Origin of the sequence: Chryseobacterium sp. (genome assembly GCF_041914225.1) — a bacterium.
Classification (GTDB): Bacteria; Bacteroidota; Bacteroidia; order Flavobacteriales; family Weeksellaceae; genus Chryseobacterium.
The window spans coordinates 1-25,703 of record NZ_JAYSDT010000051.1 but is presented as its reverse complement, the minus strand read 5'-3'; the positions used below and the strand labels follow the sequence as shown (position 1 = coordinate 25,703).

Below are 25,703 nucleotides of genomic sequence, written 5' to 3'. Positions count from 1 at the left end.
ATTCGTCACCAAATCATCAACACTCTGCTTCAACAAAACGGGGTTATGATACATGCTTAATTGTGTTTTTTATTTAATACTATCAATTAATAATCTCTGCAGTTATTCTTCATCGAAAGAACCCATCACATCTTCAGCAAGGCTTGCAAAATCAGCTTCGTTGGTAGCAATTACCTTTTCATAAGCGTCTTTATCCCAAATCTCAAAGAGTTCTCCGGCACTGGTAATCACAATGTCTTTCTGAAGATTTGCGAAAACCGTAAGGTCTTTCGATATCTGTAATCGTCCTGCATTATCCAGCTCCACTGTTTTTACTCCTGCCGTAAACATTCGTATGAAATCAGCATTCTTTTTTATGAACCTGTTCAGTTTATTAATTTTGCCCATCAGCTTGTCCCATGCATTCATAGGATAAACTTCCAGACAAGGTTGGAACACAGATCTTTTGACTACAAACGCCTTATCGTCGAAGTTTTCCATCTGTTTGATTAAAGATGAAGGAACTTTTAAGCGGCCTTTGTCGTCAATTTTACACTCATATGTCCCAATGAAATTTTTCATTTGGGACAAATTTATATAATAATTTCCAAAATTTCCCACTTTTTCCCACTTTTTGACTCAATGTTAATAAGTTTTATTAAAGATTGAATTTCAATAATGTAAAATGTTGATATGAAGAGACTTGTTGAAAGTCTTATTTAAGCCATAATAAAGCGGTTTTGAAAAAAAAAGTTAAAAAGGAGAATATTATATTATTTTTATCTTAAATTAGGATAATCAAAATTTTTTTGAGGTTTAATTTGTATTTTTGCAGGGCTTTATTAAGGCGTTTTATGATATTTAGTACAAAAAAAGAAAAGAAATATTCCTATATAGAAGCAGGAGAAGGACATCCATTAGTGCTGTTGCACGGGTTAATGGGTGGTTTGAGTAATTTCGATAAAATGGTAGATTTTTTTTCGGAAAAAGGGTTTAAGGTGTATGTGCCCCAGTTACCCATTTATGATCTGCCGGTACTCAATACGAATCTTACCACTATCGCAAAATATATTATCAAGTTTATAGAAAGTCATATTTCAGGACCTGTAACTATTGTAGGAAACTCAATGGGAGGCCATGTAGGGCTTATTCTTACTCTGGCAAGGCCTGATCTGGTAAAAAACCTTGTTCTTACAGGAAGCTCCGGATTGTATGAAAGAACTTTCGGGGACAGCTTTCCAAGGAAGAACGACCGTTCTTATATCAGAAAGAAAACGGAAGAAGTTTTCTATGATCCAAAGATTGCAACGGAGGACCTTGTAGATGAAGTTTTTGGAGTGGTAAATGACAGAATGAAGGGAATAAAAACAGTAATGCTGGCGAGAAGCGCCATCAAACATAACATGCTGAATGATCTTCCGAAAATTATGACACCAACCTGTCTGATCTGGGGTAAACAGGATAATGTAACTCCGCCGGAAGTAGCAGAAGATATGCATAAGTTTATTCCTAATTCGGATTTGTTCTGGATAGATAAATGTGGTCATGCTGCCATGATGGAAAAGCCGGATGAGTTCAATGAAATCCTGTACAACTGGATAAAAGATAAAGTTTAAAAACATATAAATGACCATTAAGAGCTTTTCTTAATGGTTTATTTTTCTAAAATACATTCAAAAAATGATTATCAAGACAGCAGAGTTTGTAAAGAGTAGCGGAAAATGGCAGGAATGCCCTGAACCCAATATTCCCGAGTATGCTTTTATCGGAAGGTCTAATGTAGGAAAGTCATCACTCATCAATGCGATGATGAATCATAAAGATCTTGCCAAAACATCACAGACACCTGGAAAAACCCAGCTGATTAATCATTTTTTAGTGAATGAAAACTGGTATCTTACCGATTTACCAGGATATGGATATGCAAAGGTTTCAAAAGTACAGCGAAAGGATTTTGAAAAACTGATCACCAATTATATTCTGAACAGAAGAAACCTGGTGAATCTTTTTGTTCTGGTAGATGTAAGACATACCCCACAGAAAATTGATCTGGAATTTATCCAGTGGTGTGGCGAAAGCGGAATACCATTCTCAATTGTGTTTACAAAAGCTGACAAGCTGAAACCGAATGCTGTGATCAAAAATGTTGAAGACTATAAGGCTGAGCTTCATAAAACGTGGGAAGATCTTCCTGAGTTGTATATTACCTCAGCAGAAAAGAAAGAAGGTGGCGATAAGATTCTTGATTTTATTCAAAAGACCAATGAGTTTTTAACCCATAATAATATAAGCTTCGATGAGTAATATTGTCTGGAAAATCAAAACATTTGATGAGTTTACTGTTCCGGAGCTGTATGCCGTACTGAAAGCACGTATTGATGTTTTCGTTATTGAACAGAACTGCCCTTATCCTGATCTGGATAATTATGACCAGAAAGCAGTCCATATCTGGGCAGAAGAAGACGGGCAGGTTTTAGCCTACTGCCGTATTTTTGATAAAGGAATAAAGTATGATGAAACTTCTATTGGCAGAGTTCTTACCACTGAACTGGCAAGGGGAAAAAGTCTTGGAAAACAGCTTATACAATATGCTGTAGAAATCATAGAAAACCGTTTCCATACTTCTGAAATCAGAATTTCAGCACAGGATTATCTGTTAAAATTTTACAGCGGATTCGGATTTGAAGATACAGGAAATAAATATCTGGAAGATGATATTCCGCATACGGAAATGATAAGAAAATAAAGAAAAAGCGAGGAAATGTATTCTTCGCTTTTTTTAATAGCTAAATATGGTGAGTGTGTTTTTTTATTTCCCTGAAATCGCTTTTAAGATAATGGGCTCCAAGTTGGAAGGCAGATCTGCGGATTTAATCTGATAATTTTTAATTTTCATTTCTTTGAACCAGTTTTCCCAGTATTCTTTAATAGCAGCTTCTTCGAAAGGATTTCCCTTTTCCGGGTTAATTCCTAAAACGATAACCTCAAGGTTACTCAGATTTTCATTTGCTTTTACAAAACCATAGCCATTTTTTTCAATGGTATCTTTAAAACCGGATGTTGTCAGGTTATTGGCTTTTATGAGTTTGGTTGTTAAATAAGATGTTCTGTATGAATTTTCATTTTTTTCTTCAAACTTCGTGTTTTGATAATACATATACCCGTCGGTTAATATGAAAAGGATGTTTCTGCGATCATCTTTTATACAGTAATCTTTAACTTTGTTTTTAAAGAATTCCCAGATGTCGGACCCGACATATTTTCCATCTTTAATTGCTGAATTATAAATTTTTAAAGGTAACTCAGAATATTTTTTATCAACAGAATCAAAGTAATTTCTTGGAGTATCTTTATTGAAAGAAACTTTTAATTCTTTGGTAAGCACATTCATTTTCGAGTCTGAGGGTTCCGGATTAAAGAAAACCTGCATCTGATCGTCATAGGTGATGATTCTTTTTGATTTAATATGGTTTAAAAATCCTTTTTCAATGGCTTTGATATACTCTGTGTCCCGTTGATAATATTCCATTGTAGGATTTGGGTTTGTATTAGGATCAATTCTGTCGGATAAATCAATCAAAATGCTGACATTGATATTGTTTGGGTCAGCCACAGCAGAATCTATTTTTCCAGTGTTTGTTCCATCGTCTTTGTTTTTACAGCAAGAAGCCAAAGAAATGAACAATAATAAATGAAGTATCTTTTTCATAATCTGTGCGTTATAAAGATGATAAATACACTAAATTTTGGTTGTCGGAATTAGCGCCTACGGCTTCCAAACTGGTATTGTAGGTGGCAATACAGTCGTCAATCATTGTTTGTTTTTCCGTTCTTGATACTGCTATTTTTTCACCGATAAAAGTGATCCAGCCCTGAACATATTCCGAAGCATACAGTTTGTAATCCTTGGTGGGAATAATTACGCCGTCAATAATATTCTGGAGCTCTTCAATTCTGCCCCGGGTTTTGATGACAGTTTCTTTTATCATTCCGATATTGGAAAGGATTTCTTCTATTTCTTTTTTTAAAATATTGACTTTATCCTGAAAGAATTCAATTCTCTTCAGCCTTATTTCCTGTTCATTTTTAATCTTATCTTTTTCACGGTGTTCTTTCATTACAAAGTCAAAGACCAATCCCCAAATAATGTATACAATGAATCCCGCGAAAATTATTCCCCAAAACTGAATTTTGGTAAAAGCAATTTTAATATCAAAGGGTGGAGATTCAAAAGTTTTGTTTAATTCATACAATTTTGACTCAATTTCGTAGGCTAAAATGCAGTCGAAAATAAATGTCACGATAAATAATAAACCAAGCTTGATATAGTTGGCTCTCGTTTTATTCTCCCAGAACATGTGAATCAAGTAACCCAATCCTAAGAAAACAAAGGGAATCAAGGTAACAAATGCTCCTTCAATAACTCCTTCGTTCCATGCTTTGCTGAAAGCCTGTGCATCTAAAACACTTTGGATAATTGTACTTTTTGCGTCAAAACTTTTAAAAAATGCCGAATAGGAAGTAGAGATATAGAATGTTCCTAAATATAAGGTGATAGGAATCAAAAGAAAAAGTCCGATCCAGAATTTTGCAGAAGCTCCTCTTGTCGCTTTTATATTATATTTTTCCGGGTTTCTGGGAAGATCAAGTATCTCAGCTTTTAATGTTTCAATGGTATGCTGATGATTCTCAATTTCATTGCCCTTGCTTTGTAATTGTTCTTCTTTGGTCTCCTGTGAAACGAATAAAGCTTTGATTTCAGTTTCCCGGTTTTTCTGTTCGTTTACATAAGATTCTTTAAGATTTTTCTGTTTTTCAACCATTTCTTTTTCTTCATTCTGAAATTTTGAATAAACGGCATCCAAACATATAGATAGGGTTGAGTGATTTCCGTTGGTTCGTGAGCTGTCTCTGTAGCCCGCTTCGTGGTAGGTCCTTTTTCGGGTTTCTTCGAAAGATTCATCACCCGGAATGACATCACTTTTAGGAAGCTGTTCCTGCTGAGGTTCTATCGGAACGGATTTTAGTTTAAATAAGTTTTTTATACTGGTGGTATCCATGATGATTAGTTTTTTAATTCATATAAAATTTCGCTTTTGTTCTTGCCGATTTTTATGGCTTCAATGAGGTAATCTACAATAGCTGTTGTATTTTCTTCCAGAAAACCGAACATCAGAACATATTTTTGCATGGCAGAGTATTCATTCGGAGAAACGATTCCATCAGCCCAGATCATGACAGTGAGATCATATAAATAATCTACTTTTTCTTCGATCGTTTGGGGTACCAATGACTTTAAATTGATCGGATTTAAAAGGATCTCATCTAAATTTTTTGATGAAATCCCTCTTTCTTCTGCACATTTATAAAGCATTTTCAGCTCTAATGCACTGAAATCGTCATCACAGATTGCCATTTGATAGAGTCTTAGAAAGTGGGCTTTGAGGCTTTCTGTTATTTGATTGTTTTCCATGATGGTTATTCTTGTTTTGTTTTTTGGGATTAATAATTCTGTCTCTGGAAACAGTTCTTTGGTGTATAGGAGGTGGGTGCTCTGAGGTTTCTTCGACAGTTTCGTCTTCTTTTTTTGTGAGTTCTTTTCTTTCTATGAAGTTAATGAGTAAGAATAAAGCTCCTGTTATCGTATCTATCGGGATCCAAATGCTTTTCCGATACAGATAAATAGGGAAAACGGGATTGAAAAGAATTAGGATAACCAGAAAAATTATACTGACATAGTGCTGCCCGGAACTCAACGTATTGTATAAAACCAATAAGGCTCCAAGAGAAACAAGAATTCTGAGGAAAGTATAATATTCTATGGGAAGTCTGAAAATGCCGATGAAACAACATAACGCACAAAAGGTGAGAAATGGTTTCATAAAAGTTTATTTAAAATCCTGTTTTGAGATTGTATTTATAATTAAAACGGCTTTCAGACATAAAAATAAAGACGAAGAAATCAAATAATGCAATTAAAGCAGGAATAAAGGTCCAACAAAAAACCAGATAAAGTATTCCCATAACATTTTGACCTAAGTAAAATCTGTGGATGCCAAATCCTCCAAGGAAAAATGCGAGTAGAGCGGTGGTAGATTTTGATTTCATAATTTAAACTCTGGATAAGATTTCGTTCTTTTTTATTTCAAATTCTTCAGGAGAAATTATTCCATTCTCTTTCAAGTCTTTTAACTTCTGTAATAAGGCAAAAGGATCTTCATTTTCTATCAATAGTGGTTTTTTCTCCTGTTCAAACTGCTGAGGATGGGTGATAATAGGTGTGGCATTATTTACGGTAACGCCACCTGCCGAAGCTCTTAATGTTTCAAGATTTTTTTCTCTTCTTACCCCCCGCATTCTTTCTTCTACTTCCTGTGCAAACTGATACAGTTTTCTTGCTTGGTTTTTAGGGAGATAATCCATCATATTGATATAGTTTTTCGTTGTTCTCATTGTAAAAGTTGAGCCAACAATTCCTTCTTTGATATGACAGTCAGCTATATCCACCCAATTATAATCCTGAAAATCCATTGATAAACCGAAGGTTTTCGGCCTGCAGAAAATAATTCTTCTGTTGGTTAGAGCAATACAATCAGGAGATAAATTGATCACGGGTTTCTTCTGAACAGCTATATATTCTACAAATTCTTGTGAGGTAAGTAAACTGTTGATTCTTCCTAAAAGCTTTTCAACAGCTTGAGGATCCTGTTCTTCATTTAAAAATTTCTTTAAGTTCATATTATTTTGTTTTTTTGATTATTTTACATCTTTATTGAAAACAAATCCTACTTTTCCACTTGATTTCACCTGTACTTTATACCATGATCCTTCCTTTGAGAGCTGTATTAATTTGGTGTCTTTAGACACTGTTGTTATTACTTTAGATTTAAAAGTGGGCTTCTCATAAACATTTGTTGTTGCAATGCCTGCAATGTATCTGTTGTTAGAATTAAGATTGATGTTTACCTTATCAATAAATACTTTTGGAGGTTTACCGGTATGGGGCTTTGAAGATCTGTAGGAATTCGGTGATTTATGTTTTTTAGACTTGCCTTTTGAGGGGATTCTTGAAGAAGAGCTTTTTCCTGAAGATCCACCACGGCAGGCGCCACAGGTTCCACCACTGCTACAATGTCCACATCCTGAACAGTTAGAACAAGCTGTACAATAAGCAGAACCTGTACACCTTCCGCCATGTCCTATATTGTCATTGGCTTTAAAACAGGAATTTAAGATAAATGTACTGAAGGTAAGTATGATAAATGGGATTAGTTTTTTCATGATGAGTAATTTTTATGCATAATTTTCAAGCGTCAGATGAAGCTGATCTCTGTAATTATAGATCTCATCAAGGGTATTCAATAAAATCTTTTCACCAGCTTCTTTTCCGTTGTGGAAAGTTTCCAGATATTTATTTGTTGTGTTGAAGTGTAATCTGCAAAGTGGCTTTCTGTTGTTATCATCCAATAAAATCCCGAAATAGGATAAAGTATCCCGATAGGCAATTCTCGAAGAAGGAATTTTCTCTCTCAGAATTGCTTTTACAATCTGAAATCCTTCCAGCTCCTCCTCTGTGGTGATAATTTTAGAATCATTATTTTGATCAATAGACTGTGATGATTTTACATCATCTTCTTTTTTCTCTATCTGTTCATTAATACTCAATGCGGACTTTAACCGGAAACTGATCGATTCATTAATAGAAGTAGTTAATGCTTTTTTAGCATACTCTTTGAAAGAAATCATTCTGTTGGCTGTTAAAGGTTTTTCAAAGAAACGGTTCACCAGAAGTTTCACCAATTCATCAGATGGATTTTCAATTTCCTTTTCGAATTCCTTTCTGATGGCTTTGATATACTTTAATGCTTCTGCAGAATCAAGTATACTTTCCAGATTATAATCTTTTTTGGTGAAACTTTCCAGAATTTTGATGGAACTGTCTTTTAAATCTTCAATATTGATGGTGAAAAACGGTTTTTCATCCATAATATTGGGCTTTTCCAGATCTGTATAAAAGTTGTACACAATTCCATTGGTCAAAACTCCGAATCTTGTTTTGGAAACATGATAATATCTGTGAAGCTGTGAATTGTGAGCATCAGCGCTTTCTTTCCAATGCTTACATTCAATGATGAAGATGGGTTCGTCATTATTTTTAATCACATAATCTACCTTTTCTCCTTTTTTTGTTCCGATATCACAGACATGCTCCGGAACCACTTCCGTAGGGTTGAAAATATCATAGCCCAGGATTTGTATGAAAGGCATTACGAAAGCATTTTTAGTGGCTTCTTCTGTTCCGATCTGGTCTTTAAGGCCTATTACTTTCTGGTGGAGCTGCTCAAGTTTAATTTTAAGATCCATAGTTTTTAATTTTTTAAAGTTTCATCAACGATTTCTGCTGCCGGAGCATTTGATTTTACGGACGCTATACCATTCTCCATTCCGGATTTCGTACTGTACATCTGGCTGTTCCCGATAATTTCACCGTTTCTAGCTTTTAACACGAAATAGTCTTTTCCATTTTTTGAAAGTCTTCTGTCGTAGCTTGAAAGATCCTGAGAATTGACTTTTACAGATTCAATGCCTTTCTGGCAGGATGCTTTCTGAACATACCCTTCACTGGTTAAAATAATTTCACCGTTTCCGGCTTTCAGATTGAACTGATACTCTTTGTTGATTCTCTGTGTGATTACGAATTTTCCCATGATTAATTTTATTTATTAGATAATCCAGTGACCATTTTTTGTTAATAATCACTGGAAATAAAGACTTGTTAAGCGTACTGAATTAATTCCCAAGTAACAGCTTTACCATCATAAGGAGGCATTCTATTTCCTTTTGAAATTGGAGCTGTTGTAGAAGGATTTCCAACGACTTTCCAAACTCCAGATTCAGGACAATTTTCTCCTGTCTTCGCTTTTGTTCCTAATGGTTTTCTTTCCATTGCAAAAATTTTTATTGGTTTAACATTCCAAAAATATGAGCATTAGATTTCAGTCTATTACGGAAAACCGTAAAACGGGCAAAAAATAAAAAAACCTTTCAAAAAATTTGAAAGGCTGTATGTAAGATGAATTGTATACTATATAATCCCGATGTCCTTGCAGAAGGCTACCAGCTGCTCATTGCTGTTTATTTCAAGGTCTTCCTTCAGACTGTTTAATCTCTTCTCAACGCTGCTCAGGCTAGAGGGTTTAATATTTCTTTCTTCGAGGTGGGCAGGAATGTTTTTTTGCAAGATTCCCTTAGAAAGGAGAGAGACAAGGGTGATATCAAATGTAGAAAACTCATAGCTGTTGAACTTTTTCATATCCTGCTTCAGATCAAAAGATAAATAGTTTTCGCCGATATATACAGATGCAATGGCCTTTTTCAGTTCTTTTGAATCGTTTCTGGCTTTACGGATATATCCGTTGATTTCATAATCTGAAAAAAGATTTTCTATTACACCCGTTTTATGTTCTGCCGAAAATACAATGATTTTCAAATCAGGCTGTATCTCTTTTGCTTTTCTGATGAGTTCTTTTCCGTTTTTAAGGTTTTGCTCATGATGATCTTCTTCATAATACAGATCTGTAATCAACAAGTCATAAGGATATTCTTCCCGTAACGCTTTCTGAATTTTTCCAATAGCATCATCACAGTAATACACATAATCTACGGTGGGAATATTCAGCTCTTCAAGGGTTTTCTGAACAGAAATATTGATGCTTTCATGATCTTCGGCAATTAAAATTTTTTTGAACATGGTTATACGGTTTAATTAAAAAAATGGTTAAGACCTCAAAAGTATATTCATTTAATTTTTCGTCATTACGGTTTCACGTAAAGGGACGAAAAAATGATATTTCAGTAGACCTGATCAGATGAGGCCAATATCTTTGCAGATGACGATCATCTCAATATTATTTTTTGCGCCGAGACTGTCCCTGAGTTCGTTCAGTCTCCTTTCGATAGACCTGATGCCATGCGGGATCATTCTGTGTTGTTTCAGAGAAGTGCTTATTTCACTTTGTTTATAGCCTTTGGCTAACAGCTCAAGCAATTTGATATCATACGCATCAAACTCTGAAGAAATATGACGCATAGTATTCAGAACTTCCTGGGGAATTACGTTTTCTCCGTTAAAGATTTTCCGTATTGTGCTTTTCAGATCTTGTCCGTCACGCCTTGCCTTGCTTACAAACCCGTCAATCTGATAGATTTTGTAAAGGTCGTCAATTGTTTTTGCTTTCTTTTCAACAGAAAATACCACTACTTTTAAAGCCGGCTGAACTTTTTTTGCTTCAAGAATAAGTTCCTGCCCGGAACGAAGTTTCTGGGGAATATGGTCTTTTTCAAATGACAGATCAGCAATAAGCAGATCATATGGATTTTTCCTTTCCAAAGCTGTTCTGATTCTGCTTAGGGCTTCATCACAATAGGTTACATAATCAAAATCAGGGATATTTAATTCTTTTATTGTATTCAGGACTCCCCGGTTCATGACTTCCTGATCTTCAACGATTAAAACTTTTTTGAACATGGCTGGATGGTTAGGAAACAGGGAATGAAAGATTGACCTTCAGCCCTTTTTCAATTTTCGTGTCAAAAGTAATGGTTCCTTTAATCGCTTCAATGCGGGATGCCGTATTTCGTAAGCCATTTTTATACACAAGGTCTCCCGGAATTCCTATTCCATTGTCTTTGTATTGAATTTCAACGACATTGTTTATTTTTTCAAATTTAACCGCAACATGACTGGCCTGGCTGTGCTTTTTCATATTCACCATCAGCTCACGGACCATTTGGTAAACCTCCTCTTTTACTGTAGGAGAAACGGACTCCCAAATCGCAGGGCTGTTTCCAGCGGTAAAGGTTTTTACGGTATCATTATTAAAAGAAGCAATAAGCTCTGAGACGACTTTGCTGAACTCTTTTTCTTCTCCAATTTTATCATAGGAAATATCCCTGGATTTTTCATATACAAATTCCAGTTCGTCAAGCGCTTTATCCCGGTCAAAATCTTCCTGATTTTCAATCTTTGTCATCACCTGGTAAATCCCATTGGCAACCACATCATGAACTTTCTTTGACATTTTGAGCTGCGTGTTTTTTACCTCGATTTCTTTTTCTTGTTTTAATTTTAATTGTCTTCTTCTGTAACCAATTATAATGAATATGATTGCAACAATTAATATAACTACTCCAATCAAAAGTTTTAAAATATTATTATCCTTTTGTACATTTTCTCGTTTAATTTTCTCTACATCAAATCTGATGAAAGCAAATTTGCTGTCACTTTTATCTTTTTCTCTTTGAATACTATCGTTCAGGGACAAAAATGTTTGAAAATTTTCTGTATTTTTTTCAGAATCTAACAAAACAAGTTTTTGTAAAGCCTCTAAGCGGTCAGCTGGACTTTTAATTTCCTTTGCTATTTGGTACATATTTTCAGCATATAGTAAAGCCTTTTTTTTGTCATTAGTCATGTAGTAATCCGCGAGATGTGCGTATCCAGCATTTTGAGCCCATTTATCATCAATTTCTTTTTCAATTTCAATAGCTTGCAGTAATTGCTGTTCTGGGTTATAATGCGGATTGTTTAGAGATTTTACATTTTCAAGGTTTGAAAGTAGTCTTGCATATAGTTTTTTATTAGTGTTTTTTATTTGAGGAAGAATGCTTTCATAAATTTTAATAGCTTCAGGGTATTTCTTTTCATATTTATAAGTATTGGCCTTATTCTTTTGATAAGTAAGTTTATTTTCTTCAGAATCAGCATATTTTATGGCTAAGTCGTAATACTTTATAGCATTAGGGAAGTCTTTTGTGTTATTGCTGGCTATAGCTAAGTTGTTATAATTTGCACAGATATATGAATATTGATCCTTATTATTTTTGTCAAAATACTGCTGTGCTTTAAGCGATAATTCCTGACCAGCATAATAATCTCCTTTTTCGGTTAAAATAATTGCTTTATTAACAATGCATTTTCCCATTCCTATGCTATCTTTATGAAGTCTAAAGACATCCTCGGCTTTATCATAGTATACATATGCGCTATCGGTTTTTCCTTTGCTATTTAACTCATATGCTTTGTCATAGAATAAGTTAGGCTTTATTGCCATTTTACTTTTTTGGCAAGAGAATAAAAGCATCAATAGAAGAATAGTTAAAATTTTTTTCATGGAAAAGTTTTAGCATAAATTTAAAAAAAAGAACAGACATCATAATGCCTGTTCTTATTGAGTTTATTAATTAAGGGATTTAATCTTTTCCAAATAACTATTTTTTTGGTGGAGTTTGAGTTGTTTCTCCTCCCGTATCGCTTCCCCCACTTTCCCCAGTAGATCCTCCAGGATCCGTAGCCCCACTTTGAGTTTGAGTAGTTTCAGTAGTTGGGTTGCTATCATTTGCAGTTGTTGTATTGGCATTATTGTTTGAGAATGCTAAACCTAATAGCATCAATATAATCTCGATCATTTCCGTAAAATTTTAGAAGTTTTTTGACTGTTTTTCTTCCTCCTGAGATGTATTTATCTCAGGCTGTACACAATTAAAATTTCGAAGCGCTTCTTAATTTTTTAGGGAAGTGAACCTTCAAAAACGGAGGAGAAACATCTGCTTCCCAATCCGGAGTTTTCCTCCGTTTTATCTGGTGATTTTGAAATCAGGGTTTTAGATTTTTAATGTTATTTTTTTGTCCCTGATTTCTTTTACAAATATCTTGTATATAAGCTCAAATATTCAGACAGACGATGGACAGTAAGGTGCGATGTAAGTGTTTGATTTTTACGGAAAACCGCAATTTTTGCATCTTGTTTTTGTCTAATTTGGACAGCAAATAATTAATACCTGAAAAATTATGTATGAGAAGAAAAGATTTTTAATGAGAACCGTGTTTGAAACTGCAAGAAATGAACTTCCTAATGCAAGCGACAATTCTATTTCAATTTACTTAAGTTCTCTATTTGAAGAGCGATATGGTTTTTTAAGAGATGAAAGATCGTATGTTAGATATTATAAGAGCATGGTAAAAAAAATAAAGATTATAATATTGATGGTCTTGCTTTAGATTATTTAAGTAAGTACGTAGGATATGATGATTTTGATGATTTTTGCAATAGAGTAAACATAGAGGGAGACGGAAGAACTACGTTTACGATGAGTTTCAAAGATCTATCAGATAAAATTTAACAAATAATTATCACTGTAACGCCAACTCTTTTATTACCAGATTTTATGAGAAAAAATGGGTTAGGTATTTTAGAAATGACTTTTGTCCTATTTCTTGTTACTGGAGGTGTTGTTTTCTCTAATGGTAAAAATTCTAAATCTTTTGGTATTATTTCTGGCTGGGAGTCTTCTGCAATTAATAAAGCCTACATGTATTGGGATAAAGATAGATATATGGCAACGGATAGCAGTTCTCTAGGTTCTCAAGTAGAGGTGGTTCCAATGAATGAATATATGTTTAAGTATTTCAAGAAAATTATGAGACCAGACACATTGACTGTTGCAAATTCCTTAGGAAAAGTATGGTATAATAAAAGTAAAAATCATGTAGAATTCTTTACAAGTTTTGGAAAACATCCTGAGAATGAAAAGACATTAAAAGGCGTTTCAGAAAGAATATTGGAAAATTATGCAGGGCGAAATGCAACATTAGAAGAATAAGCAAGTCCTCACTCATTTTATGGTAAACAAAAAAGCGAAGAGATTTTCTCTTCGCTTCTATATTTTATATTAGCTTATAAATGTCAAGATTCCATTTTCATGATAATATTAAATATCAATAGGAACGGACTTTAGTCCGTTTTAACTGAATTCATATCATCAAATTTGGCTTTAGCCAAAACTTAAAATGTAAGATTTTACTCTGCATTCAGCATTCCCATTCCGCCGAAATGCTTTTTAAACTTCTGTATTTTAGGCCCTACTACAGCGCTGCAATAAGGCTGTGTAGGGTTTTCATTGTAATATCCCTGATGATATTGTTCGGCCGGCCAGAATTTGTCGAATTTCGTTAATTCCGTTACATAAGTACCAGCCCATCTTCCTGATTCCTGAGATACTTTAATAGCTTCTTCGGCTTTTGCCTTCTCTGCATCATCTTTATAGTAAATCACAGAACGATATTGGGTTCCGATGTCATTTCCCTGTCTGTTCAGTTGAGTGGGATCATGAAGGAAGAAAAATACATCCATTAACTGTTCGTAGGAAATAACAGCCGGATCATAAGTAATCTGTACCACTTCTGCATGTCCGGTTTCACCTGTACATACCTCCTGATAAGTCGGATTATCCTTATGACCTCCCGAATATCCTGAAATAGCAGACTGTACTCCTTTCAGCATATTGAAACAGCTTTCTACACACCAGAAGCATCCACCCCCGAAAGTAATCTGTTCTAAATTATTGTTGTCCATTGTTGGTAATTATATTGTTTTATTTCTCTCCTTTATCCGGAAAAAGCTGATCAAAAATAGGAAAAACTTTTTCATTTGAACACGATTTTAAGTCTTAAACTTAAATTGTAATGATAGATATGACAAATGATTTCTAAACACAAATAACACAAATGTTTTTCACAAATAGCCACAAGGAAATATAACCCGATCATCTGCAAAAATCTGTGAAATTTGCGGAAAAAACAAAAAGCACCCTAAAAGGATGCTTTTATATTTAATGATGTTCAGTTATTTTTCCCAAACCAAAGCACTTGCTCCAAGAATGGCAGCATCAGCCTCGTCAAGCTCACTGAATACCAGTTTTACCTTATTTCTGAAGATAGGAAGAAGGTTTCTTTCCATATGAAGCTTAGCAGGCTTTAAAATAAAATCTCCTGCTTTAATCACCCCGCCAAATAAAAGAATAGCTTCAGGTGAAGAGAACATAACAAAATTAGCTAATGCCTCTCCCAGCTTCTGACCCGTATATCGGAAAACCTCAATAGCAATTGGGTCTTCTTTGATAGCACATTCATATACTGTTTTAGAATTGATGGCATCTTCAGGATATTGATTCAGCATAGATTCCGGGAACTCTGCTCTCATTTTCTTTGCTGTTATTGTGATTCCTGTTGCAGAAGCATAAGCCTCCAGACTTCCTTCAGAACCTGTGCTCCAGTGCTTTCTACCGCCGGGTTTCACTATTGTATGTCCTAATTCTCCGGCAAACCCGTCATGTCCATAGATTAAGCTTCCGTTGGCAATGATTCCGCTTCCTACTCCCGTTCCCAGTGTAATCATGATAAAATCCTTCATTCCTCTGGCCGCTCCGAAGAGCATTTCTCCAAGGGCTGCAGCATTGGCATCATTGGTTACCGTACATGGAAGACCGAACTTGGCTTTCATCAGCTCAGCAAAAGGAATTACACCTTTCCAGGGAAGGTTAGGAGCCAGTTCAATGGTTCCTTTGTAATAGTTGGCATTGGGTGCTCCTACCCCGATTCCGTCAAAATGCTTTTCAGCACCATGTTTTTCCATCATAGGATGAACATGTTCATATAAAGCATCGATGAAATCCTCAACTTTGTCATAAGCATCGGTTCTCAGGTTTCCTTTATCCAGAACTTCTCCACGGTGGTTTACGATTCCGAATTTAGTATTGGTTCCGCCGATGTCAACTCCAAGGGCAACTTGTTTTGATAAATCTATTAATGACATTTCTATGATTAAATTCTAAGGGCTAAAATTATAAAAAAGATTGTATTAATGGATTATTAACTGGGTTTTATTTAATTCTTTATGCTGTTTTTATTGATTTTTTCTTTTTTCTACCCCACCAGATCATAAATCCGGTAACCGGAAGGGAAGCACAGATAAGGCTTACAATAAAAGCAATAATCTTGGTTGGAAGTCCCAAAATAGCTCCTACGTGAATGTCATAATTGGCATTTACCACCTTCTCTCCAAAGTTTTTATCCTTCGGATCATGAGTATGGAGAAGTTCCCCTGAATTTTCATCAAAGATTAAGCTGCTGCTTTTATGATAAGAATAGGAGAGGTGTTTCACATACACTTCAAAGTTAGGATGCTCATGATCATCCATGTGAGGATGCCCCAGATCTATAGCAAAACCATAGGCATCGGGATATTTTGTCTGTACAGTATTAATAATTTTATCAAGCGTTCCTTCAGTTCTCAGTTCAATGGGGGCCTTTGTCCTGATATGGGAGAAGTCAGGATACTTGGTTTCTCCACCGGAAAAGATCACATAAATCATCGCCTGAACAACAAAGAATGCATAGAAAAGCCCTGTAATGGAAAAGATTAAAGCAAAGATAGAGGCATAAAACCCTAATACATTATGAAGGTCATAGTTCTTTCGTTTCCAGCTTTTGATATTTTTCCATTTGAAAGCAAAACGCTGTTTTCTGGCTGCTTTATTTTTAGGCCACCAAAGAATGATTCCGGAAATCAACATGATGATAAAGATAATAACCGGAATTCCCACCACATACGTTCCCCAGTCCTGTTTCAGAAGATAGCTCCAGTGGATCATTTTTACAATATTGAAGAATCCGTTTTTTTCATCATACACTCTCAGTACTTTTCCGGTATATGGGTTTACATAAGCCTGTTTATAGATAGGAAATTCATCAAAATAATTCCAGGCATCTGTATTGTGTTCATACCAGAAGAACATATAGGACATCTTTTTATCGATAGGAACATTTACCCAATGGATCGGATATTTCTCTTTTACCTGTTCCGCGACAGCCTTTTCCATTACCCGGATAGGAAGTACCTGCTTCTGTTCAATATTCTGCTCATGATGGTAGATGACATCTTTTCGGGTGATATTTTCCACTTCATCCTTGAAAACATATAAGGCTCCGGTAATAGAGATAATAAAGATCAGGAAACCTATACCCAATCCAAACCAGAGATGAAGTTTTGCAGACCATTTTTTAATGAATCCCGGTTTCTTTTTATGATGATGTTTTTTCTTCATATCGCAATAAAAGTAAAGCAAATATAAGCCTTACTCTTTATTTAGTTTAATTAAAATCTGTATTCAACCATGAATGTTCCTCTCAATCCCAGAGCATTGGTAAAATCACTGTCTCTTGCGGTCCACCATGAAATAGCTGGCTGGTACAGTTTATTGAAAAGGTTTTCAATTCCTAATGATAATCTCCAATTGTTATTAACCTCATAACTTGATTTGAAATTGAAAACAGTATACTCAGGTACATATCCTTCACCATACGCATATAATCCCGTCTTGGCATTAGGCTCGAATCTGTTTTGCTGAAAAGAATGCAGCATATCAAGCCCAACGGACAAAGCCGGAACAGGTCTGGCCTGAACATATGCTAAAACCTTAGGCGCAGAAATTCTGCTGTTGTTGATTTTTGTCGAATAATCTCCGTCATCTTTTACAGAAGTAATTCCTTCCATCCAGCTATAGCTTCCGCCAAACTGGATCCATTTCACTGGGGTAAAGTGTAAAAATCCTTCAACACCATACACAATTTCAGGAGACCGCTGGATCATTAATGCTCTGTCCGGACTCTGTACAAATGAGGCTCCCAATTTTGATGTACTTACATAAGACGTTAATTCATAATTCAGCCAACTGGAAAGCTGTCCTGTAGCACCCAATTCGTAATTATTAACGATGATTGGTTTTGTTTCCAGGTTTTTAATCGTTTCAGAAGTTGAGGTCCTTAAGATTCTTCCCAGCTCATTGATAGAGTAGGCCTGAGAAAAGCTTCCGAAAAGGTTGATATAAGGTTCAATATTGTAACGGATACCAATATTTCCTACCAGAGCATTGTAATTCAGTTTTCCGCCGGCCACGGGAATGCTTTTGGTGAAAGTTCCGTCACTTTTAAGGGTAGAAAGGGTATTGAAGTCATCAACATTTACTCTGATGTTTTCGTAGCGAAGTCCTCCTTTGATGGTGAACTTTTTAAACAGATCAATTTTTGCCAATACAAAAGGAGCAATATTGGTCATGCTCATATTAGGAGTCCAGAAGCGTCCGTCTTCCAGCTTTTGTACAGTTTCATCATTCAGAATATCAGCCCCGTAGATAATTTCTCCCTGAGAGTTGCCTGAGTTCCACAGCTGGGTGTCAAAATTAAATCTTGCCCCTGCTTTTTTGGAGATTACATTAGATTGTCCGCCATTGAAAAAGGTGTCACTGTAGCCGTAAACGGTTTTAAAATCCTGGTAATAAAGATTCACATTTAAAGAAGTTCCGGCAAACAAATTCTTATTGTCATAGCTCACTCTGATGTTGTGGTTCTTCGGAGTTCCCTGAGGGGTTGTTTCCAAACCTTTCCCAATTCCTTCACCAATGGTAGGCGTAATGCCGTATTTTCCTGTTTTTAAGCCTACGTTCAGATCTGATCTTGAAGAATATCCGATATAAGAAACTTCAATTCTTTGATTCTCGTTGATATCATACCCTATTTTCAGCAATCCATTGTAATTGTCCATCTTGGCAATGCTGTAAGTCGGGCTTATTAAAACACCATCTCCGTCTTTCGTATATCCGGTTCTTTCATAAGCTAATGAAAGGGTATAATCAAATTTGTTGATCTTTCCTGTTAAAAGCTGGCTGGCTCTTACTCCTAAAGTGCCGCCATAAGGCTGTCCGGTAAAACCAATTTGTGAAATTCCGGAGATTTTTTTATCTGTTTTGTTTCTTTTCGTAATATAATTGATGATCCCTCCGTCTGCCCCGTTTCCATAGATAGAAGAAGCTCCTTTGATCACCTCAATTCTTTCAATAGCAGAAGGGTCAATAGTTCTTAAGTCTCTGGCCCCGTTACGAAGTGGAGTAGACTGCGGAATCCCATCAATCAAAACCAGGACCTGGCGTCCTCTTAACGTCTGTCCTGTATTGGAAGTCTGTCCTGAATTGGTTCCCAAACTCGGAACGGTGTACTGCAGGATGCTTGTAATATCTGAGTTAACAGTCAGCTGAGACTGAATCTGCTTTTCACCGACAATTGTGATAGAGCTTGGAACTTCTTTGATGTTTTCCTTTTTTCTGGAAGCAGTCATTACCACCTCGTCTACATTTTTAGTTTGTAAACTGTCTTTTACCTGGGCAAAAATGGTAGTAGTTCCTAAGCAGGCAGCTGATAAAAGCACTTTTTTCATTATATTTTCTTTCCTTTTTTCTTTCTTTTTCCCCACCAAACCAGGAATCCGGTTACAGGGAGTGACGTACACGTAAGGCCGGCCATAAACCAGATGATTTTTCCAATAATTCCGAAATAGGATCCGGTATGGATGTCATAATTAGCGTTGGAGTATTTCTCGGCAGTATTGAGATTGTGATGAGGTTTGTTGGCAAGTAGTTTACCTGAATATTTGTCGAATGTCAGGATGTTTCTTTCACTGTATCTTCCGTCCATTCCGTAAACCGTTACCGGAAGACTCTTCAGCTCTTTTCCTTTTTTATTCTTTCCGTTTAATGTGATTCTGAAGCTTGATGATTTAGTGTATAATTTTTCAGTCTGTGCCGCAGCCAGATCAAAAACAGCTTCGTTCTTAGTCATCAGGGAATCCGGGGATTTTCTTTCTTTTTCCTTTGGAAGTTCCCAAGATCCGGACAAGGCAAATGTGAATGTATTTTTCACGTAAGGATAAGCAAAATAGAGCCCGGTAACACTTAAAAGCAGTGCAATAAATGATGCATAGAATCCAAGCACATTGTGAAGATCATAGTTCTTACGCTTCCAGGTTTTTACGTTTTCCCAATTGAACCAAAAACGTCCTTTTCTTGCATTTTTATTTTTAGGCCACCATAAAATGATTCCTGTAATCAGCATAATCATAAAAATAACGGTTGGGATTCCTACAGTGTACGGCCCCCATTCAGAATTGAGTAAAAGTCCCCAGTGGATATATTTCAAAATACTGAATACATCATATTTTTCATCATAAACAGCAAGGATTTGCCCTGTATATTGGTTCACATAGACTTGCTTATTGATGAGTACCTGCTGAAAATAGTTCCATCCTTTTTTGCTTTTTTCATAGTACTGGAACTGATAGGATTTGCTTTTATCCAAAGAGATTTCTACAGCACTTACGGGATACTTTTCATTAAGCTCCAGCGATATTTTTTCACGAAGCAGATTGATGGGCAAAGGTTTTGTCCCTACATCTTCTTTTTTAAGATATATAGCTTCTTTACGTAAGCTATCCTGTATTTCATCCTTAAAAACATATAAAGTCCCTGAAAGAGAGACTATAAATACAATGAATCCAACAGACAAGCCCAGCCACAAATGCAGCTTTGCGGACCATTTTTTTGTTGAAGAAACCTTCTTTTTATGATGATGCTTTTTTCTCATAGCAAAAAGTTAACCCCATGAGGGGCTAACCTTTGAATTTTTTAAAATTTATAAGTGAAGCTTCCTAATACGTTGGCAAGAGCTTGTGCATTGGCTGTTGTATATCCGCTCCAGTAATGTTCGTTGGTAAAATTGTCTACCTTCACTCCGATTCTGAATTTTTTTGTATCATAAAAGGCATTAGCATTCAGTACCAGATATTTTGGAAGTATGAAAGTTCCCATTGTGGTTGAGTTGACGATCTTATTATCGCTGGCATAATTTCCACCCACACCAAATCCAAGTCCTTTTAATTTTCCATCAAGGAACTGGTAGCTCGCATTGAAATTAACCAGCCACGGAGAAGAAGCTGTAGCAGGCCTTCTTCCAATTACAGTTTCATCCGCTTCCGTATATTTCATATCATTATAGCTTACACCGGCAATTACAGAGAATCCTTTGATCAGATAAGCATTTGCTTCCAATTCAACTCCCTGACTCGTTAGGGAGCCTGCCTGTCTTTGAATTGCTCTCCCTTGATCAGTATATCCAGCATTCAGAAGTGTATTTTTTACTTTGATATTGTAATAACTTAATGTTGTACTGATTCTTCCTTTGATAAGACTGGCTTTAAATCCACCTTCGAACTGATTAGCTCGTTCAGGATCAGAAAGGGTTACATTAGAGTTTGCATCGGAAACATAATATCCGTTGCTTGTGAAACTATTTTGATAATTTCCAAATACAGATACTTTATCCTGAACAATCTGATAAACAATTCCCAGTTTCGGAGACCATGCTCCCTGGGTATATGCTGCAGTTACATTTTGCCCCGTTTGGCCTCCTTTAAAGTCTACACTTTCATATCGCAAAGAGGTAAGGATATTAAGCCCTGTTATAGGAGTTATTACATTGGAAATGTATCCACTGTAAACATCTTTTTTCCCTGTACTGATATAGGTGTTATTTTTTTCAAAATCAGGCTGGTTTCTCAGATTATCATACATGGCTCCCAATGTCTGGCTATTCATATTAGAATAGTCTGTACCTTTAAAAGGAACCCAGTCAAAATTGGTGAACATAAAGTATTGGTTGTCATTTAATCTCATATAATCGAAACCAGCTACAGTTCTGTTTCTTATACTTCCAATATTGAAATCAAAATTAAAATTCTGCTGAAGCTGGAAATAAGTTCTTTTACTGTCTTTAGTTGACTGATCGGCTCTCGCTATTCCAACTTCAGAACTATTTGTAGGATTTGGGGCGAAATAAAAATATGGGCTAAATCCGTCAGAGTAAGAATAAGAAGTACTTACATTAGTGGAAGATTTAATATGGTCATTAATCTTATAGTTAACCTGCCCAAAGAAATTTCTTGCTTTACCTACAGTTTTAAGACCTTCCCCGGTATAAGACTGTTTATAGTTGTAACCAAGTTTTTCCATTTTGTCCATGCTGTCTGCACCAAGTTGTGAGCTTGGAAAATAAAAGAAAAATGCTGTTTCAGGATAGGAATTGGTTTCAAACATTTCCAGCTCTGCATTGATTTCCAAATTATCGGTAGGACGGTAAGTGATGGAAGGTGTAAATGCATAGAATGAATTCTTTGCATTGGTTCTCTGGAAAGTACCTTGATTTGTATAAGCCGTATTTAATCTGAATAATAACTTCTTATCGTTGGTCAGTGGTGTATTTACATCCGCCTGTACCCTGTAGTAGTTGTAACTTCCTCCTGCAAGGGATATTGCTCCTCCGAAAGTTTCATAAGGCCTTTTGGTAATTCTGTTGACAACTCCACCATAAGAAGTTACATTACTTCCAAATAGCGTTGCGGAAGGTCCTTTTAAAACTTCAATTCTTTCAATATTAATGGCATCCATGGAAGTGGTAATAGGAGCTACCATGCCATTTCTGATAGAGTTTCCTGCTACGAAACCTCTCAGGTTAAGATAAATTCCTCCATCTCCGGATCTGTTGGTTGCACTCCACATTTTTTGTGCGCCGGCAACATTCCTGAAGGCATCATCTACAGTGAATAATAATTGATTTTCCAAAACACCCTTGTCAATAGAAGAATATACCTGTGGATCCTCTATGGCTTTAAGAGGCATTTTATTGGAATAATCACTGTCTTTCTTGACATATGTATTGATAACTACTTCATCTATGTTTTTTGTGGTTAATGAATCTTTTTTTTGGGCAGAAACCATCATTGTCCCTAGTGCGGAAGCACAGATCAGTACATTTTTCATGAAAGCAAAATTTTCTGCAAATATATTATTTTTAACTGTTCTAAATAAATAATAAGATTGATATTTATCATAAAATTATTATATACTGAATAACAAAAAACCGCTATGGTCAATGCCATAGCGGTTTTTAAATATTATTTTTAAATTTTTCTTAAGAAGGAATTTCTCCTTTGTATAAGAATGAAATAATTTCTTTGTTTAATTTATCGATCATTTCACTGAATAGGTGGAAAGACTCCTGCTTATAGATTACAAGCGGATCTTTCTGCTCATATACTGCTCCCTGTGATGATCTTCTTAAATCGTCCATCTCACGAAGGTGAAGCTTCCAGTTTTCATCAATAATTGATAAAGTGATATTCTTTTCGAAATCGTTCACCAGACTTTCACAGTGCGTTTCGTAAGCTTCTTTAAGATCAGCTACAATAGTCATTGTTTTGTGTCCGTCTGTGAAAGGAACCTGGATCATTTTGAACATTGAACCCTGATTCTGGTATACATTCTCAATAATTGGGAATGATTTTTCTTTCAACAGGTCCAGCTTCATTTTGTAATCTTCCTGAGCTGCTTTGAATAGGATATTGGTCAGATCCTGAACGTTTTTGTTATTAAAGTCATTTTGGGAAACCGGAGATTCCATCGTAAATGTTTTAATAATTTCGTATTCAAAATCTTTATAATTTCCTGAAGCCTTTCCTTTCGCAACGATAGAATTGGCAACATCGAAAATCATATTCGTGATATCATATTTCAGGTGGTCTCCGAAAAGAGCATTCTTTCTTCTTTTATAGATAACGTCACGTTGCTTGTTCATTACATCGTCGTATTCAAGAAGTCTCTTTCTGGTTCCGAAGTTATTTTCTTCTACCTTTTTCTGAGCTCTTTCAATAGACTTGCTGATCATAGAGTGCTGAATTACTTCTCCCTCTTTGTGACCCATTCTGTCCATCATTTTAGCAATCCTTTCAGAACCGAACAAACGCATCAAGTTATCTTCAAGAGATACATAGAACTGAGAACTTCCCGGATCTCCCTGACGTCCCGCTCTACCTCTTAACTGTCTGTCAACACGTCTTGAATCGTGTCTTTCTGTACCAATGATTGCTAAACCTCCTGCATGTTTTACTTCTTTGGTAAGCTTAATATCGGTACCACGTCCCGCCATGTTCGTTGCAATGGTTACAACTCCTGGACGTCCTGCTTCCGCAACGATCTCTGCTTCTTTTTTGTGAAGCTTCGCGTTCAATACCTGGTGCGGAATTTTTCTTAACTGAAGTGCTTTTGAAAGCAACTGTGAAATTTCAACCGAAGTGGTTCCCACCAATACAGGTCTTCCTGCTGCTGTTAATTTTTCTACTTCTTCAATTACGGCGTTATATTTTTCTCTGTTAGTCTTGTAAACTAAATCCTGCTTGTCATGTCTCAGAATAGGGCGGTTGGTAGGAATTACCACAACGTCTAATTTGTAGATCTCCCAAAGCTCTCCGGCCTCTGTCTCAGCAGTACCGGTCATTCCCGCAAGCTTGTTGTACATACGGAAATAGTTCTGAAGTGTGATGGTTGCAAAAGTTTGGGTTGCTGCCTCAATTTTTACATTCTCTTTCGCTTCAATTGCCTGGTGAAGACCATCAGAATAACGACGTCCTTCCATGATACGACCTGTCTGCTCATCAACGATTTTTACTTCACCATCAATTACAACATACTCATCATCTTTTTCAAATAATGTGTAAGCTTTCAACAGCTGGCTCATCGTGTGAACACGCTCAGATTTTTCAGCAAATTCAGCGAAAAGTTTTTCTTTTGCTTCAAACTCTTCTTCTTTGGATAAGTTTTTAGCTTCTACTTCAGCAATCTCAGTTCCGATATCCGGAAGTACGAAGAAGTTCGGATCAGAGTTTCCTTGAGACATGTATTCAACACCTTTGTCTGTAAGGTCTACCTGATTGTTTTTCTCTTCGATAACGAAATAAAGATCTTTATCTACGATCGGCATATCACGGTTGTTGTCCTGCATATACTGCGCTTCCACTTTCTGAAGCAATGCTCTGTTTCCGCTTTCCGATAAAAATTTGATAAGTTGTCTGTTTTTTGGAAGACCTCTGTAAGCCTGAAGCAATTTGAATCCACCTTCCTTTGTATTTCCGGCAGCGATTAATTTTTTCGCTTCATTGAAAATAGTGGAAACTGTTTTCTTTTGTACTTCAACGATTCTGTCGATAGAAGGCTTAAGAACGTCAAACTCCTGTCTGTCACCCTGAGGAACCGGACCGGAAATAATCAATGGCGTTCTGGCGTCATCTACCAATACAGAGTCCACCTCATCCACGATAGCAAAGTTCAGTTCTCTTTGTACCAGTTCTGAAGGTGAGGTCACCATGTTGTCTCTCAGGTAATCGAAACCGAATTCGTTGTTGGTTCCGTAAGTAATATCTGAGTTGTATGCTTTTCTTCTTCCGTCTGAGTTCGGCTGGTGGTTATCGATACAATCGATAGACATTCCATGGAACTGATAAAGAGGACCCATCCATGCGGAGTCTCTTTTCGCAAGGTAATCGTTCACGGTTACAACGTGCACCCCTCTTCCCGGAAGTGAATTTAAATAAATAGGTAATGTTCCTACCAAAGTCTTACCTTCACCGGTAGCCATCTCGGCAATTTTACCGCTGTGAAGAATAACCCCTCCGATAAACTGAACATCATAGTGGACCATATCCCAAACTACAGGAGTTCCGGCAGCATCCCATGAGTTTTTCCAAACAGCTGTGTCTCCCTGAATGCTGATGAAATCTTTCCCTGCAGCAGCCAGCTCTCTGTCCCAGTCAGTTGCCGTTACACGGATTTCTCCATTCTGAGCCCATCTTCTTGCTGTTTCTTTTACCAATGCAAAAGCTTCAGGAAGGATCTGAGTCAGAACTTTCTCTTCAATTTCGTATGATTCTTTCTTTAGAGACTCAATTTTTGAGAAAAGAGCTTCTTTCTCATCAACATTTGTTGAATTTTTTATCTGCTCTTTTATCTGTTCTATTTGAGCTGTGATCTTGCTGGTTGCAGATTTTATATTCTCTTTAAACTCAGCCGTCTTTTGTCTCAACCCATCATCCGTCAGTTGCTGGATGGTAGGTTCTACAGCCTTGATTTTTGTTACAACTTTTTTTACTTCTTTTAGGTCCTGCGCTTTT

26 protein-coding genes are annotated in these 25,703 nt (G+C 36.2%); 4 read left to right on the top strand and 22 right to left on the bottom strand.

All coding sequences use genetic code 11. The features are described from left to right. Nucleotides 1-102: 102 nt before the first annotated feature. Nucleotides 103-561, bottom strand: coding sequence for a division/cell wall cluster transcriptional repressor MraZ (gene mraZ / locus ACE3RB_RS17125; protein ID WP_041461948.1), 459 nt, complete (start codon nucleotides 559-561; stop codon nucleotides 103-105). 272 nt (nucleotides 562-833) lie between these two features. Between mraZ and ACE3RB_RS17120 the strand changes: the two genes are divergently transcribed. The 3 genes from ACE3RB_RS17120 to ACE3RB_RS17110 all read left to right on the top strand — a co-directional run bounded on the left by ACE3RB_RS17120 (nucleotide 834) and on the right by ACE3RB_RS17110 (nucleotide 2,725). Next, nucleotides 834-1,595 carry an alpha/beta fold hydrolase gene (locus ACE3RB_RS17120; RefSeq protein ID WP_002981887.1) on the top strand — a complete coding sequence of 254 codons (762 nt, stop codon included), beginning with the start codon at nucleotides 834-836 and terminating at the stop codon, nucleotides 1,593-1,595. Nucleotides 1,596-1,659: 64 nt separating this feature from the next. Continuing rightward, nucleotides 1,660-2,283, top strand: a complete 624-nt coding sequence (yihA, locus tag ACE3RB_RS17115; RefSeq protein ID WP_041461990.1) for a ribosome biogenesis GTP-binding protein YihA/YsxC — start codon at nucleotides 1,660-1,662, stop codon at nucleotides 2,281-2,283. Next, on the top strand, nucleotides 2,276-2,725 hold the full coding sequence (locus ACE3RB_RS17110) for a GNAT family N-acetyltransferase (protein WP_374465333.1): 450 nt from the start codon (nucleotides 2,276-2,278) through the stop codon (nucleotides 2,723-2,725). Before yihA ends, ACE3RB_RS17110 begins: the two co-directional genes overlap by 8 nt. 63 nt (nucleotides 2,726-2,788) lie before the next feature. On the opposite strand, the gene ACE3RB_RS17105 is transcribed toward ACE3RB_RS17110, so the two are convergent. The 14 genes from ACE3RB_RS17105 to ACE3RB_RS17040 form a co-directional block, all read right to left on the bottom strand. Beyond that, complete coding sequence (locus tag ACE3RB_RS17105) at nucleotides 2,789-3,688, bottom strand: hypothetical protein (RefSeq protein WP_374465332.1); 900 nt, start codon at nucleotides 3,686-3,688, stop codon at nucleotides 2,789-2,791. Nucleotides 3,689-3,698: 10 nt separating this feature from the next. Further along, nucleotides 3,699-5,039, bottom strand: coding sequence for a beta-carotene 15,15'-monooxygenase (locus ACE3RB_RS17100; protein ID WP_374465330.1), 1,341 nt, complete (start codon nucleotides 5,037-5,039; stop codon nucleotides 3,699-3,701). Between the two features lie 5 nt (nucleotides 5,040-5,044). Beyond that, on the bottom strand, nucleotides 5,045-5,395 hold the full coding sequence (locus ACE3RB_RS17095; protein ID WP_374465329.1) for a hypothetical protein: 351 nt from the start codon (nucleotides 5,393-5,395) through the stop codon (nucleotides 5,045-5,047). Next, nucleotides 5,382-5,861, bottom strand: coding sequence for a DUF6804 family protein (locus ACE3RB_RS17090; protein WP_374465328.1), 480 nt, complete (start codon nucleotides 5,859-5,861; stop codon nucleotides 5,382-5,384). The genes ACE3RB_RS17095 and ACE3RB_RS17090 overlap by 14 nt, the downstream gene beginning before the upstream one ends. A 10-nt stretch (nucleotides 5,862-5,871) precedes the next feature. Continuing rightward, nucleotides 5,872-6,087 carry a TM2 domain-containing protein gene (locus ACE3RB_RS17085; protein WP_374465327.1) on the bottom strand — a complete coding sequence of 72 codons (216 nt, stop codon included), beginning with the start codon at nucleotides 6,085-6,087 and terminating at the stop codon, nucleotides 5,872-5,874. Nucleotides 6,088-6,090: 3 nt separating this feature from the next. After that, entirely contained in the window at nucleotides 6,091-6,717 is a 627-nt protein-coding gene (locus ACE3RB_RS17080) for a PH domain-containing protein (protein ID WP_374465326.1), read from the bottom strand. Between the two features lie 18 nt (nucleotides 6,718-6,735). After that, nucleotides 6,736-7,260 (bottom strand): SH3 domain-containing protein, encoded by a 525-nt coding sequence (locus ACE3RB_RS17075; protein WP_374465325.1) that lies wholly within the window; start codon nucleotides 7,258-7,260, stop codon nucleotides 6,736-6,738. A gap of 12 nt (nucleotides 7,261-7,272) precedes the next feature. Then, a complete protein-coding gene (locus ACE3RB_RS17070; RefSeq protein WP_374465323.1) occupies nucleotides 7,273-8,343 on the bottom strand; it encodes a type I restriction endonuclease in 1,071 nt (356 codons plus the stop codon). A gap of 5 nt (nucleotides 8,344-8,348) precedes the next feature. After that, nucleotides 8,349-8,687, bottom strand: coding sequence for a YegP family protein (locus tag ACE3RB_RS17065; protein WP_374465322.1), 339 nt, complete (start codon nucleotides 8,685-8,687; stop codon nucleotides 8,349-8,351). Nucleotides 8,688-8,755: 68 nt separating this feature from the next. Continuing rightward, nucleotides 8,756-8,926: a hypothetical protein gene (locus ACE3RB_RS17060; protein WP_168802030.1), complete on the bottom strand. Its 171-nt coding sequence runs from the start codon at nucleotides 8,924-8,926 to the stop codon at nucleotides 8,756-8,758. Nucleotides 8,927-9,064: 138 nt separating this feature from the next. Continuing rightward, nucleotides 9,065-9,730 carry a response regulator gene (locus ACE3RB_RS17055; RefSeq protein WP_374465320.1) on the bottom strand — a complete coding sequence of 222 codons (666 nt, stop codon included), beginning with the start codon at nucleotides 9,728-9,730 and terminating at the stop codon, nucleotides 9,065-9,067. A 114-nt stretch (nucleotides 9,731-9,844) separates the two neighbouring features. Further along, nucleotides 9,845-10,507 (bottom strand): DUF5932 domain-containing protein, encoded by a 663-nt coding sequence (locus tag ACE3RB_RS17050; RefSeq protein WP_374465319.1) that lies wholly within the window; start codon nucleotides 10,505-10,507, stop codon nucleotides 9,845-9,847. Between the two features lie 10 nt (nucleotides 10,508-10,517). Further along, nucleotides 10,518-12,152, bottom strand: a complete 1,635-nt coding sequence (locus ACE3RB_RS17045) for a sensor histidine kinase (protein WP_374465318.1) — start codon at nucleotides 12,150-12,152, stop codon at nucleotides 10,518-10,520. Nucleotides 12,153-12,249: 97 nt separating this feature from the next. Then, the gene (locus tag ACE3RB_RS17040) at nucleotides 12,250-12,429 is read right to left on the bottom strand and encodes a hypothetical protein (protein WP_374465317.1); all 180 of its coding nucleotides are present in this window, start codon (nucleotides 12,427-12,429) and stop codon (nucleotides 12,250-12,252) included. A 777-nt stretch (nucleotides 12,430-13,206) separates the two neighbouring features. Between ACE3RB_RS17040 and ACE3RB_RS17035 the strand changes: the two genes are divergently transcribed. Beyond that, the gene (locus tag ACE3RB_RS17035) at nucleotides 13,207-13,641 is read left to right on the top strand and encodes a hypothetical protein (protein ID WP_374465316.1); all 435 of its coding nucleotides are present in this window, start codon (nucleotides 13,207-13,209) and stop codon (nucleotides 13,639-13,641) included. A gap of 197 nt (nucleotides 13,642-13,838) precedes the next feature. Here the strand turns inward: ACE3RB_RS17035 and msrA are convergent, their stop codons facing one another. The 7 genes from msrA to secA all read right to left on the bottom strand — a co-directional run. Continuing rightward, complete coding sequence (gene msrA / locus ACE3RB_RS17030; RefSeq protein WP_374465315.1) at nucleotides 13,839-14,393, bottom strand: peptide-methionine (S)-S-oxide reductase MsrA; 555 nt, start codon at nucleotides 14,391-14,393, stop codon at nucleotides 13,839-13,841. Nucleotides 14,394-14,663: 270 nt separating this feature from the next. After that, nucleotides 14,664-15,632: an ROK family protein gene (locus ACE3RB_RS17025; protein ID WP_131436707.1), complete on the bottom strand. Its 969-nt coding sequence runs from the start codon at nucleotides 15,630-15,632 to the stop codon at nucleotides 14,664-14,666. A 79-nt stretch (nucleotides 15,633-15,711) separates the two neighbouring features. Continuing rightward, nucleotides 15,712-16,923 (bottom strand): PepSY-associated TM helix domain-containing protein, encoded by a 1,212-nt coding sequence (locus ACE3RB_RS17020; protein WP_374465314.1) that lies wholly within the window; start codon nucleotides 16,921-16,923, stop codon nucleotides 15,712-15,714. A gap of 50 nt (nucleotides 16,924-16,973) precedes the next feature. Next, entirely contained in the window at nucleotides 16,974-19,088 is a 2,115-nt protein-coding gene (locus ACE3RB_RS17015) for a TonB-dependent receptor (RefSeq protein WP_374465313.1), read from the bottom strand. Continuing rightward, a complete protein-coding gene (locus ACE3RB_RS17010; protein ID WP_374465312.1) occupies nucleotides 19,088-20,290 on the bottom strand; it encodes a PepSY-associated TM helix domain-containing protein in 1,203 nt (400 codons plus the stop codon). Before ACE3RB_RS17010 ends, ACE3RB_RS17015 begins: the two co-directional genes overlap by 1 nt. A 41-nt stretch (nucleotides 20,291-20,331) precedes the next feature. Then, nucleotides 20,332-22,521 (bottom strand): TonB-dependent siderophore receptor, encoded by a 2,190-nt coding sequence (locus ACE3RB_RS17005; protein ID WP_374465311.1) that lies wholly within the window; start codon nucleotides 22,519-22,521, stop codon nucleotides 20,332-20,334. A 151-nt stretch (nucleotides 22,522-22,672) separates the two neighbouring features. Continuing rightward, nucleotides 22,673-25,703 (bottom strand): preprotein translocase subunit SecA (gene secA, locus ACE3RB_RS17000; protein WP_374465310.1); only part of this gene is annotated, 3,031 nt, incomplete at its 5' end.